The organism is Natrinema salsiterrestre (assembly GCF_029502005.1).
Lineage (GTDB): Archaea > Halobacteriota > Halobacteria > Halobacteriales > Natrialbaceae > Natrinema > Natrinema salsiterrestre.
In genome coordinates, this window is the sequence record NZ_JAMQOT010000002.1 from 360504 (window position 1) to 372408 (window position 11905).

Here is an 11905-nt window from a genome sequence, read left to right on the forward strand (position 1 = left end):
CTCGGTCGAACGCCACACCGCTTTCGTCCGTGGAAAACGCCGGTAGGCCGTTAGCGAACCGAGTCGAGTAACAGCTTCTGTTCGACCCGTTTGACCTCGTGTTGGACGTCGCGAACGGCGTCGATGTTCGCGGAGATCGAGCTGATCCCCTCGTTGACGAGGAAGCGGACCATCTCGGGTTTGGAGCCGGCCTGACCGCAGATACTGGTGTCGACGTCGTGTTCGCGGCAGGTCTCGATGACGTCGCCGATCAGGCGCAACACGGCGGGGTGAAGTTCGTCGAAGCGGTCGGCGACGTGTTCGTTGTTCCGGTCGACCGCGAGCGTGTACTGGGTCAGGTCGTTGGTCCCGAAGGAAGCGAAGTCGATGCCCGCTTCGGCCATCCCCTCCACGGACAGCGCGGACGCCGGCGTCTCGATCATGGCACCCCACTTGCGCTTCTCGGGGTCGATTCCCGCTTGCTTCATGCACTCTTTGGCCCGATAGATGTCCTCGGCGTCGTTGACCAGCGGGAACATGATCTCGACGTTATCGTAGCCCAGCTCGTAGAGGCGGCGGAACGCCTCGAGTTCGTGGGCGAAGACGTCCTGCCGATCGAGCGAGCGGCGGATACCTCGGTAGCCGAGCATCGGGTTGTGTTCGGCGGGCTCGTCGTCGCCGCCCTCAAGCTGCCGGAACTCGTCGGTGGGGGCGTCGAGCGTGCGCACGCGGACCGGCCGCGGGTAGAACGCGTCGGCGACGCCGCGGATCCCCTCCACGAGTTCGGTGGTGTAGGCGTCCGTGCCGTTCTCCTCGATGTACTTCTCGGGGGTCTGGTTCAGCGAGAGGATCATGTGCTCCGTGCGGAGCAGGCCGACGCCGTCGGCACCCGTGGCGGCCGCGCGCTCGGCGGCTTCCGGAATGGAGACGTTGACCTTGACCTCCGTCGCGGTCATCGGCTTGACCGGCGACTGCGGCCGGACTTCCTCGACCGGCTCCGTCTCCTCTTCGGGGTCGACCGTCGACCCCTCGAGGACCGCCCCCTTGTCGCCGTCGAGCGTGACGACCTGACCGTCCTCGAGGACGGTCGTCGCGTTGGTCGTGCCGACGATGGCGGGGACGCCGAGCTCTCGAGAGACGATGGCGGCGTGGCTGGTCATACCGCCTTCGTCCGTGATGATACCCGAGGCCCGCTTCATCGCGGGCACCATGTCCGGCATCGTCATCTCGGTGACGATGATATCGCCCTCGCTGACCTTGGCCAGGTCGTCGAGTTTGGTGACGATCTTCGCGGGGCCGCTGACCGTCCCCGGACTCGAGCCGAGTCCGTCGACGATGACATCGCCGGTACCAGTCCCACTCGAGTCCGAGCCGCCACCGGCGCTGTCGGCCGACTGAACGCTGCCGCTGCCGTCGGTCAGGCCCGTCGCGGTGTCGACGCTGCCAGTGGGGTCCGCGGCGTCGCTTTCGTCCTCGTCGATCGTCGTGATCGGGCGGGACTGGAGCATATAGACGTCACCGCCGACGATCGCCCATTCGACGTCCTGCGGGTCGCCGTAGTGGTCCTCGACGCGTTCGCCGAGGTCCATCAGATCGTCGATCTCGTCGTCGGAGATGACTCGCGCGGTGCGCTTGTCCTCGGGAACCTCCCGTTCGACGGTCTGGCCGGTCGCCTCGTCTTTCTCGTGCATCACCTTCTTTTCGGCGACGGTGACGTCCATCGACCGATCCTCGCGGTCGATAACGTAGTTGTCCGGCGAGACGGCGCCGGAGACGACGGCCTCGCCCAGTCCCCACGCCGCCTCGATGATCATCGTCTTGTCTCCCGTGGAGGGGTGGCTCGTGAACATCACGCCCGACTTCTCGGCGTCGACCATCTGCTGGACGACGACGGCGATGTTCACCGCCGAGTGATCGAAGCCCTGCTCCTGGCGGTAGTAGATCGCTCGCTGGGTGAACAGCGACGCCCAACACTCCCGGACGCGGTTCAACAGGTCTTCCTCGGTGACGTTGAGGAAGGTCTCCTGTTGGCCCGCGAACGAGGCGTCGGGTAGATCCTCGGCCGTCGCGGAGGATCGAACGGCGACGAACGCCTCCCCGTCACCGACCTCGCGGTAGCTCTCGAGGATTTCCTCGCGCAGCTCGTCGGGGAACGGCGTCTCGACGATGAGTTCCTGTGCTCGATTCGCGGCATCGGCCAGCGCCGCCGAGTCGTCGACGTCGACGTCGACGGCCGCGAACAGCTCCTCGTCGATTTCCGCTTCTTCGATAAACGATCGATAGGTCCCGGCGGTCACGACGAATCCCGGCGGAACGGGCAGCCCCGCACCCGTAAGTTCGCCCAGGGAGGCACCTTTACCGCCGACCTTCTCGAGGTCGCCGGCACTGATCTCGTCCAGCCAGAGTACAGCCATCTCTACTGAGATGGTCACCGGAGCGAATAAAGAAGGTTGCGAACAGCGCCTCCCAATCGCAACTCGAAGCTGAATTAATCCCTGTATCTTTCGGCGTCAGCGGGCCGCTTTCGGGGCGTAACGCGATCCGACGAATCGCGACTTACCGGCTCCGATACGCGACAGTCGGCCCGCGACTCGAGCCGGCGGAACGAGGCAGTCACAGGGATCGACCCGGGCGAACCCGCGGCGATGTGACCGACACCGTCGACGGGTCACGACCCGTCGGATCCGCTCCCTGAGAACGTTCCCTGACTCACGCCTCGAGGATCTCCTCGTCGTCGTCTTCCGGGATCACGATCGAGCCCTCGAGGACGGTTACACCCCGACCGCCCACCCGTACCGCATCGTCGAGGCGGACGCGAACCTGACCGGGGCGGTCGACGTAGTGCCCCTGCTCGAGCCGGAGTTCCTCGGGCATGTCGTCGTCGAACGCGCCGAAGCGGTCGAGGTACGCGCTCACGGCCCCGCTCGCGGTGCCGGTGACCGGATCTTCGGGAACGCCCGCACCGGGTGCGAACATGCGGCCGTGTACCGTCGACTCGGGCTCGAGGGCGTCGAACGTAAAGAGGTAGACGCCCGTCGCATCGACCGCGTCGGTGAGCGCCTCGATCGCGGCCGTATCGGGCTCGGCGTTGCCGACGTCCGAGAGGTAGGTGATCGGGACGATCAGGAAGGGAAGGCCGGTCGAAGACACCGCGAGCGGGATATCGTCACTCGCACCCTCGAGCGCCGCCGCGTCGACGCCGAGCGCGTCGGCGACCCGGTCGTAGCCGACCCCGACCTCGCGAATCCGCGGCTCGTCCTGTGTCATCCAGACCGTTCCGTCGTCCGCGATCTCGATCTCGAGCGTCCCCACGTTCGTCTCGAGGGTCGTCACACCGGGTTCGAGCCCCTCATCGTGAAGGTGGGCGAAGGTTCCGATCGTCGCGTGCCCGCAGAGGTCGACCTCCTGAGTCGGGGTGAAGTAGCGGATTCGACGGTCGGCGGTCTCGCTCGAGCGGAGGAACGCCGTCTCGCTGACGGCCATCTCGGCGGCGATCGCCTGCATCTGCTCGCTCGAGAGCCCGTCGGCGTCCGGGACGACGCCCGCCGGGTTTCCGGTGAGCGGTTCGTCGGTGAAGGCATCGACCTGCAGGATCCGAGTCGTCTCCATACGACGTGGATCGGGCGACCGGCGTATGAAACCTCGGTCGTCCGGCGGCGCGCTACAGCCCGCCGATCCAACCGGCGAGATCGTCGATCACGTCCCCGGCGACGTTGTTCCGGACGAAATACGCGAACTCCACCGACGGCTTTTCGCCCGGCATGAAGAGGTGATCGAGCCCGTCGTACGTCTCGACGGTCGCGTCCGATCCGTCACCGAGTTCCGCCTGCCACCGCTCGAGGTCCTCGCCCACGCTGACCTGGAAGTCGCGTTTCCCCTGGAGGAAATACAGTGGCGCGTCGATCTCCGCCGCGGTGCCGAGGTGGTCGTACGCCTCGAGGCTCTCCCAGAACGCACCCGGTTTGCCGAGGAGCATTTCGTCCGAACCGTACTCGCCCGAGCGAACGGGTTCGATTTCGTCCGTCCACTGCTCGTACACCGCCGACAGGTCGTCCCACTCGTGAGATCCGACCGACACCTTGTGCTCGAGTTGCTCGAGCGTCAGTTCGTGGTACGGACGCGCCGGCGCTGCGAGGCCGACGACGCCGGCGAGATTCCCGTCACGAGCGGCGATTCGGGGCGCGGCCCGGCCGCCGAAGCCGTGGCCGACGACGACGATCCGGTCGGGGTCGACGCCGTCGGTCCCCCGGAGCCGCTCGATCGCGACCAGTGCGTCGTCGACGGTGACGCGATCGAGCGTATACTCGGCGGGCTCGACCTCACAGGCCGGAACGCGCTTGTCGTACCGTAGCGTCGCGACCCCCTGCGTGGCGAGTCCCTCCGCCAGATCCGTAAACGCCTGCGTTCCGCCTCGAGCGGCGTTCTGGGTGACGGGGCCGGAATCGTGCACCAGAACGACGCCGGGGGCACCGCCCTCGCCGTCCGCAGGCGTCGCGACGGTTCCGGACAGCGAACACCCGTCGACCGCGAGGGTCAGGTCCTCGCTGGCGACCGCACCCGAGTCGACGTACGACGGACGTTCGTACTCGTCGGCGATCCCGACGTTGCGGAGTCGCGAGTCGCCGTCGACGATGACGCGACAGGCGTGGTCGCCGCGGGCGAACGCCAGCGTCAGGTCGACCGCCGTGCGACTTCCTCCCTCGGTCACGGCCGTCTCGGCGATCTCCTCGAAGTCACCGCCGACCGCTCCGTACCCCAGCCAGAGCCGCTCGAGTCGACCGGGATCGCCGTACCGATCCCGACCGTCCGAGGCGAATCGCTCACTGGCTCGTTCGAACCGTTCGTTCTCGAGGTCCTCGAGGAACGCCGTGGCTGCGTCCTCGGGACTGTCTGGACCCGATTCGTCGTTCGTTTCCCGGGCGAGCAGGTCGGCACAGCCGGCCACCGTCGACGCCGTCGCCGTCGATACCGCCGCCAGTAGGGTCCGCCGTCGGGGAGTCATCTACCGGACCGACCACAGTCTGTCGGATAAAGACGATGTCGTTTCTCTGTGACTGTATTCGATCGTGATACCCGGCGGGCGACTCGCGGCTCAGTCGTCTCCCGGCTCCTCGAGCGGGTCGGCGTGCTCGTGGTCCCCCATCGGCGGGAACTCGCCCGACTCGTGCGTTCCGACCGGGGGGCGGTTGACTTCCGCGGCGGGTGACGACTCGAGGTCGGTTCGCGCGTCGCCTTCGATCGCCTCCATCTCGCCGCCTTCACGTGCGTCCTGATCGATCCGCATCGAGCAGAACTCCGCGCCGCACATCGAGCAGAACCGCGCCTCCTTGTAGTTGTCACCGGGAAGGGTCTGGTCGTGGAACGACCGGGCGCGGTCGGGGTCGAGCGCGAGTTCGAACTGTTCGCGCCACTCGAACTCGTAGCGGGCTTCCGAGAGGGCGTCGTCCCAGTCGCGTGCGCCGGGGCGTTCGTTACCCACGTCGCCGGCGTGGGCGGCGATCCGATAGGCGGCGAGCCCGTCGCGGACGTCGTCCTCCTCGGGGAGGCCGAGGTGTTCCTTCGGGGTGACGTAACAGAGCATCGCGGCACCGGCCTGTGCCGCCATCGCCGCGCCGATGGCGCTCGTGATGTGGTCGTAGCCCGGCGCGATATCGGTCACGAGCGGGCCGAGGACGTAGAAGGGCGCGCCGTCACAGACCGCCTGCTGGCGTTCGACGTTCTCCGCGACCTTGTGCATCGGGACGTGACCCGGCCCCTCGACCATCACCTGCACGCCGTGGTCCCAGCCGACGCGCGTCAGTTCGCCCAGCGTGTCGAGTTCGGCGTACTGGGCCTCGTCGCAGGCGTCGGCGAGACAGCCGGGTCGCAGGCTGTCCCCGAGGCTGAACGTGACGTCGTGCTCGGCGAAGATTGCACAAATTTCGGGGAAGACCTGATAGAGCGGGTTCTGCTCGCCGTTCGCTTCCATCCACTTGGCCATGATCGACCCGCCCCGCGAGACGATCCCCGTCTTCCGGCCGTCCGTCAGCGGCAGGTGCTCGGCGAGGATCCCCGCGTGGATCGTCATGTAGTCGACGCCCTGTTCGGCCTGTTTCGCGATGATCTCGAGCAGCAGGTCTTTCGTGATGTCCTCGGGACTGCCCGCCTGTTTGACCGCCTCGTACAGCGGCACCGTCCCGAGGGGCACCGGCGAGTGCTCGACGTGGGCCTCCCGAATCTCGTCGAGGTCGCTTCCGGTGCCGAGATCCATCACCGTGTCCGCGCCGTAGTGGACGGCCGTGTGGAGCTTCTCGAGTTCCGTCTCGAGGTCGCTGGTCGTCTCGCTGTTGCCGATGTTGGCGTTGACCTTCGTCGCGAACTCGCGGCCGATGATCATCGGGTCGAGCGCGTCGTGGGCGGCGTTAGCCGGAATTACGGCTTGTCCCCCGGCGACCTGCTCGCGGACGAACTCCGGGTCGCGGTCCTCTCGTTCGGCGACTCGCTCCATCTCGGCAGTCACCGCTCCCTCGCGGGCGGCCTGAATCTGTGTTCGCGCCATCAATAACTAGGTTGTATGACCGAGTTATAAATAACTACCTCCGGCTCCGAGTCGGACAGGGATTTCAGCCAACTTAAGGCGGCCGCGCTCGAGAGACCGGGTAGGTGGCCATCAGATGTCCGATCTACCGGACGACTTCGACTGTACGATCACTAACTGGGACTACATCTACAGCCTGTGTCGGGACGTCAGCGACGACGTTCGCGACGACGAGTTCGAACCGGACGTCGTCGTCGCACTGGCCCGGGGCGGCTGGTTCGCCGGCCGGTGTCTCTGTGACTTCCTCGGGCTGGACGATCTGACGAGCCTGAAGATGGAACACTACGTCGGCACCGCCGAGAAGTCCGGCGAGCCGACCGTCCGCTACCCGATGCCCGAGGGCAGCGTCGAGGACAAGGACGTACTCATCATCGACGACATCGCCGACACCGGCGGCTCGATCGAACGCGCCTACGAGTACGTCGACGACCGCGACGCCGGCGAGGTCCGGACTGCGACCCTGCAGCTCCTCGGCACCAGCGAGTTCCAGCCCGACTACGTCGGCGAGCGACTCGAGGAGTGGACCTGGATCGTCTACCCGTGGAACTTCATCGAGGACATGGTCGACCTGATCTCGGGTGCGATGGAGGCGGCCGACCAGAAGAGCTTCACGAACGAGGAGATTCGCCACTACCTCACCGAACACCACGGCATCGAGCGTATCGAAATGGAGATCGCCCAGCCCGACCGGCTGTCGGAGGTTCTCGACGAGATGGAACGGCGCGGTGTGCTCGAGTCGGTTGATACCGACCAGTGGGCGCTCGTCGACGAATAATCCGTTTTTACAGGCTGTTTTCGTTCGGTCGGCATGAGAGACAGCGACGGCAAACTCCTCGGGTCAGCGTCCGTTCGGGCAGTTACTCGGCAGTCGGTTCGACGTCGGTCGCGCCCGCTGGTCCGTCGGTCGCCGTCTGCTCGCTGTCGTCATCCGTTTCGACGATCGACTCCTTCCACGTGCCACGCGAAAACCACGCGACGGCCGCGATCGCGCCGACGATATCACCGACTACGACCCCCGCCCAGATGCCGGTCGGCCCCCACTCGGCGACGAAGAGGAGGTAGTACGTGACCGGAACGCGCACGATCCAGAGCCCGAACACAGCGAAGGCGAGCGCCGTCTTCGTGTTGCCGGCCCCGCGGAACGCACCTTGTACGATCTGGAGGACGCCCATGAAGGCGAAGCCGACCGCAGCGAACCGGAGGTAGGTCACGCCGTAGTCGATCGTCGCCGCTTTCCCCGCCGCGTCGGCCGTGACGAACACCGAGACGAACGGCTCCGGGAAGAGGGCGGCGAAGAGGCCGGTCACGAGCATGACGCCCGCGATCACCCCCGCGGCGATCCGGACCGCCCTCGCCGCCCGGTCGGGCTCGCCCGCGCCCAGGTTCTGGCCGACGATCGTGTCCGTGGCCTGCCCCAGCCCCATCGCCGGCAGGAAAGCGAGCGAGATCAGCCGATTTCCGAGCCCGTAGGCCGCGACGACCGCCGGCGGGAAGGTCACGACCATCCACGTCATCGCGACCAGCGCCAGCGCCGTCATCGACTGCTCGAGCGCCGTCGGGGTCCCCAATCGCGTGATCTTCGCGACGTACTCGCGTCGCGGCCGGAGGTGGGCCGCCCGAATGTCGGGGCCGACGTCGGTGTAGTAGAGCAGATAGAACCCGATCGCCGTCGCGATTCCCCGCGAAATGAGGGTCGCGACGGCTGCTCCCTGCACCTCGAGGCGCGGCAGCGGGCCGACGCCGAAGATGAGCAGCGGGTCGATCACGAGGTTGATGACGACGCTGACGAGCATCACCCGCATGGGGGCGCGCGTGCTGCCGTAGCCGCGCATGAGCGCGACGAAGACGAAGAAGCCGAACAGGAGGGGGAGCCCGAGGAAGAACACCTGCAGGTACTCGGCGGCCAGCGGGATGATCGCGTCCTCGGTTTCGGCGTCGGCCGGCAACGCGGCGAGCATCGGCTCGGTGGCGACGAATCCGAGCGCGCTCAGTCCGATGGCGACAAGCGAGACGAACGACAGCGTCTGCCCCGCGATGAGACCCGCATCGCCGCTCTTCGCACCGGTGTGCTGGGCGATCAGGATCGCGCCGGCCGACGTGAAGCCGGCGCCGATCGAGATCAGGAGGAAGAGGAGCGGAAAGGCGAGGCTCACCGCCCCGACGGCGTCCGGAGAGAGCGCGCCCAGCCAGAAGGTATCGCCGACGTTGTAGGCGACCTGCAACAGTTGGATGACCACCAGCGGCCACGCCAGCCGGATCATCGGCCGAACGAGAGGACCGTCGGTCAGCCCGCCCGTCGACTCCTCGTCGAACGACATACTCGAACCGTGTGGCCGACTCTATTTGTGTTCTCGTGACGTGTGGTATCGACAACCATCCAACAGCTTAGCTGACGGAGACCGTTTCAGTTCTGGCTCGAGAACGGGAACCAGTCCGTTTACGGTACTGGTGCGCCGAAGTGTCTCCATGACCATCGGCGTTATCGGCGGCAGCGGTATCTACGAGGCACTGCCACTCGAGAACACGCGCAAAGAGGAGATTTCGACGCCGTACGGCGAGCCGAGCGAGGCGGTCACCCTCGGCGAACTCGGCGGGCGGGAGGTCGCCTTCCTCCCGCGTCACGGGTCGGACCACCAGCATCCGCCGACCGACGCGGCCTACCGGGCGAACATTTACGCGCTCAAATCGGTCGGCGTCGACCGGGTGATCGCCACGAACGCGGTCGGGAGCCTGCGCGAGGACCTGCCGCCGCGGACGCTGGTCGTCCCCGACCAGATCTTCGACCGAACCAAGCACCGCACGCCGACCTTCTTCGGCGACGGCATGGTCGTCCACATGGGCTTTGCCGATCCCTACTGTCCCGAGATGGTCTCTCACCTCGCGGAATCGGCACGGGAAGCGACTGACGACGAGACGAAAACGCAGGAAGACGGCACCTACGTCTGCATCGAAGGCCCGCAGTACTCCACGCGAGCCGAGAGCGAGTTCTACCGCGATCAGGGCTGGGACGTCGTCGGCATGACGGCCATCCCGGAAGCGAAACTCGCCCGCGAGGCCGAGCTGAGCTACGCCACCGTCGCCGGCGTCACCGACTACGACGTCTGGAAAGCGGACAACGAAGTCACGCTGGACGAGGTCCTCGAGAACGCCGCGGCCAACCAAGACGCGATCAACGCGGTCGTCGAACGCGCCATCCGAACGATGCCCGAGGACTTCGAGAGCGACGCCTGGAGCGCGCTCGAGGGGACGATCAACACGCCACAGGAGGCGATCCCCGAGGACACGCTCGAGCGCGTCGACCTGCTCGCCGGGGAGTATCTGGACTGATCACTCGAACGCGCGTCTGAGTTCCAGCGCGGTCTCTTCGCTACTCCGGTCGATTCGCTGGGCCCGCTCGAGGCGGGGGATCTCGTCGTCGACGCGGGTCGTGACAGTCGCGGACGATTCGGTCTCTTCGTTCGAGTGTCGCTTTCGATCGTGATCGCGGTGCTGGTCCGGTTCCACCGTCGTCGACCCGTTCGACCTCGGGTTCGACTCTGCGCTTCGCTCGGCGTTCGGACTCGAGCCGACGCCGTCCTCGAGCCCGATGCAATCGTCACAGAAATCGTTCTCTCCCCACTCGAGGGTGTGCAACGGCACGCCGAGGATCACGATCTGTCTCGCGTAGCGGCGATGGGTCCCCGAGTCCGTCTGTGCATCACAGCGAACGCAGCGGCGGCGATCGGCCTCGAACCGTTCGTCCTCGAAGCGGTACTCGATCCCGAACGCGTGGGCCGGGTACAGCGGGAGCCGACTCACGAGGTGCAACCCGACGAGTGCGAGCAGAAAAGACAGCGCCGAGAGCCACATCCCGATCGCCGGGTCGACGACCAATATCGGCCCGACTAACGCTGCCACCAGCAGGGCGATCGGGACGAGCTTGCGGATCACCGCGAACGTCTCGACCCGACTGCGAAAGAGGACGTCGTCCGGCCTCGTCATCGACCCGACGTTTCGCCGGTGCGGGCTAAACGCTTGTGGGCGCTCGGGGCGATACCGTCCGGCCCGCTCTCGGGCACGAACCACCGGACAGCAGCCGTCGACGATAGTGGTCGCCTCGAACGGCCGACCCGTCCCGAGTCAGCGCACCGGCTCGTTTCGGAGCCCTCAGCTCGCGACCGCTTCGCTCGCCTCCGTCTCCACCGTCGCGTCTCTGACCCAGAGGTCGCCGAACAGTTCGTCCTGCTCGAGGGTCACCCGGCCCCGATGGGCCAGAAAGAGCAATGCGAGATACGTCATCACGCGCGAGCCGCCGACCTCGTCGATCTCGGCGTACAACACCTCGTCGCGCCCCTTCTCGTACTGGCGTTCGAGTTCGCCTTCCACGTCCTCGATGACCGCCTCGATGTCTTCCTCGTGGGTCGTGTGGGTGACGTCGTCGCTGGTCGGCTCGTCGTCGACCCGGAAGTCGTCGCCGGAGTGGTAGTTCAGCTCCTGAACGCCCCGGTCGTACCCCTTCGGCGAGTCGCTCGTGTCGTAACTGCGCGACTCCTTCCACCAGCTGTCGCGCTCGGCTGTCCGAAGCTCGCGGACGAGCTCGTCCAGCGTCTCCGGCTTCCCGCGGGCGTGTTTGCGCTCGAGGCGGCGTTCCATCTCTTCCTCGAGGTTTTCGACCGGATCGAACCCCGGCGGGTACTCCCGCTCGTCGTCGCCGTCCGCGTCCATCGGTCCGTCATCGGCGAAGGGCGCTTCCCACGGCGGGAGCTCCTCGTCGTCGGGCTCGTCGACCGCGAACAGCTCGTCGCTTTTCATCCGCAGAAGGACGCTCGCGTAGAACAGCGCCCGTCCGGACGTCCGCAGGTCGACGTCGTCCAGCGCGTCGAGGAACTTGTCCGTCACCGCGACGATGTCGATGTCCCACGGGTCGATCTCGCCGTCTTTCGCGAGCTGCACCAGTAATTCGACCGGTTCGACTTCCTCCTCGTCCTCTCCGTCGTCGTCACCATCGGCCGTCTCGACGCCCGTGAACTCGAGGACCGCCTCGTCGGACTCGTCCTCGAGTTCGTGATCTCTCTCAGCATCGTCGTTCGATTCGGAGTCTGGACTCGAGTCGCCCGGCCGCTCGCGGTCCTCGTGGCCGGCAATGTTCAGCGGGATCTCGTCGCCGCCGTCGGTTCGGAGGGGTCTCTCGCCGTCTCGTGGTTCATCGCTTCGCGACTCCCTGCTCGCGGCTTCGCCGTTCGCATTGCTCGAGGGCTCCTGCGTCGCCTCCGGCTCCTCAGGCACCTCGCTGTCTCGCGGGTCGCTTCGCTCACGGGTCAATTCGTTTCCCGTTCGCATATCCGAGGTCGTCACTTCGTTCCGACCTCG

The 11905-nt window shown here is 66.6% G+C and carries 9 protein-coding genes; 2 read left to right on the forward strand and 7 right to left on the reverse strand.

Annotation, left to right across the window (positions count from 1 at the left end; all coding sequences use genetic code 11):
- Positions 1-50: 50 nt before the first annotated feature.
- The 4 genes from ppsA to thiC form a co-directional block, all read right to left on the reverse strand.
- Positions 51-2393 (reverse strand): phosphoenolpyruvate synthase, encoded by a 2343-nt coding sequence (gene ppsA, locus NDI89_RS07260; protein ID WP_277520848.1) that lies wholly within the window; start codon positions 2391-2393, stop codon positions 51-53.
- Between the two features lie 295 nt (positions 2394-2688).
- Entirely contained in the window at positions 2689-3588 is a 900-nt protein-coding gene (locus tag NDI89_RS07265; protein ID WP_277520849.1) for a PhzF family phenazine biosynthesis protein, read from the reverse strand.
- Positions 3589-3640: 52 nt separating this feature from the next.
- Positions 3641-4981 (reverse strand): alpha/beta hydrolase family protein, encoded by a 1341-nt coding sequence (locus NDI89_RS07270; protein ID WP_277520850.1) that lies wholly within the window; start codon positions 4979-4981, stop codon positions 3641-3643.
- Positions 4982-5071: 90 nt separating this feature from the next.
- Positions 5072-6517: a phosphomethylpyrimidine synthase ThiC gene (thiC, locus tag NDI89_RS07275; RefSeq protein ID WP_277520851.1), complete on the reverse strand. Its 1446-nt coding sequence runs from the start codon at positions 6515-6517 to the stop codon at positions 5072-5074.
- Between the two features lie 115 nt (positions 6518-6632).
- Here thiC and NDI89_RS07280 point away from each other — a divergent pair, with 115 nt between their 5' ends.
- Positions 6633-7331, forward strand: coding sequence for a phosphoribosyltransferase (locus NDI89_RS07280; RefSeq protein WP_277520852.1), 699 nt, complete (start codon positions 6633-6635; stop codon positions 7329-7331).
- A gap of 82 nt (positions 7332-7413) precedes the next feature.
- On the opposite strand, the gene NDI89_RS07285 is transcribed toward NDI89_RS07280, so the two are convergent.
- The gene (locus NDI89_RS07285) at positions 7414-8874 is read right to left on the reverse strand and encodes an MATE family efflux transporter (RefSeq protein WP_277520853.1); all 1461 of its coding nucleotides are present in this window, start codon (positions 8872-8874) and stop codon (positions 7414-7416) included.
- Positions 8875-9022: 148 nt separating this feature from the next.
- Here NDI89_RS07285 and mtnP point away from each other — a divergent pair, with 148 nt between their 5' ends.
- Complete coding sequence (mtnP, locus tag NDI89_RS07290) at positions 9023-9883, forward strand: S-methyl-5'-thioadenosine phosphorylase (protein ID WP_277520854.1); 861 nt, start codon at positions 9023-9025, stop codon at positions 9881-9883.
- Here mtnP and NDI89_RS07295 read toward each other — a convergent pair whose 3' ends face one another.
- Positions 9884-10537, reverse strand: a complete 654-nt coding sequence (locus NDI89_RS07295) for a DUF8108 domain-containing protein (protein ID WP_277520855.1) — start codon at positions 10535-10537, stop codon at positions 9884-9886. It abuts the gene before it with no gap.
- Between the two features lie 165 nt (positions 10538-10702).
- Positions 10703-11875, reverse strand: a complete 1173-nt coding sequence (locus NDI89_RS07300; RefSeq protein ID WP_277521307.1) for a segregation and condensation protein A — start codon at positions 11873-11875, stop codon at positions 10703-10705.
- Positions 11876-11905 lie beyond the last annotated feature (30 nt).

Bases quoted from the DNA above. Each gene is read 5' to 3' on its own strand.
- ppsA (WP_277520848.1), bottom strand. From the start codon at position 2,393: ATGGCTGTACTCTGGCTGGACGAGATCAGTGCCGGCGACCTCGAGAAG.
- NDI89_RS07265 (WP_277520849.1), bottom strand. From the start codon at position 3,588: ATGGAGACGACTCGGATCCTGCAGGTCGATGCCTTCACCGACGAACCG.
- NDI89_RS07270 (WP_277520850.1), bottom strand. From the start codon at position 4,981: ATGACTCCCCGACGGCGGACCCTACTGGCGGCGGTATCGACGGCGACG.
- thiC (WP_277520851.1), bottom strand. From the start codon at position 6,517: ATGGCGCGAACACAGATTCAGGCCGCCCGCGAGGGAGCGGTGACTGCC.
- NDI89_RS07280 (WP_277520852.1), top strand. From the start codon at position 6,633: ATGTCCGATCTACCGGACGACTTCGACTGTACGATCACTAACTGGGAC.
- NDI89_RS07285 (WP_277520853.1), bottom strand. From the start codon at position 8,874: ATGTCGTTCGACGAGGAGTCGACGGGCGGGCTGACCGACGGTCCTCTC.
- mtnP (WP_277520854.1), top strand. From the start codon at position 9,023: ATGACCATCGGCGTTATCGGCGGCAGCGGTATCTACGAGGCACTGCCA.
- NDI89_RS07295 (WP_277520855.1), bottom strand. From the start codon at position 10,537: ATGACGAGGCCGGACGACGTCCTCTTTCGCAGTCGGGTCGAGACGTTC.
- NDI89_RS07300 (WP_277521307.1), bottom strand. From the start codon at position 11,875: ATGCGAACGGGAAACGAATTGACCCGTGAGCGAAGCGACCCGCGAGAC.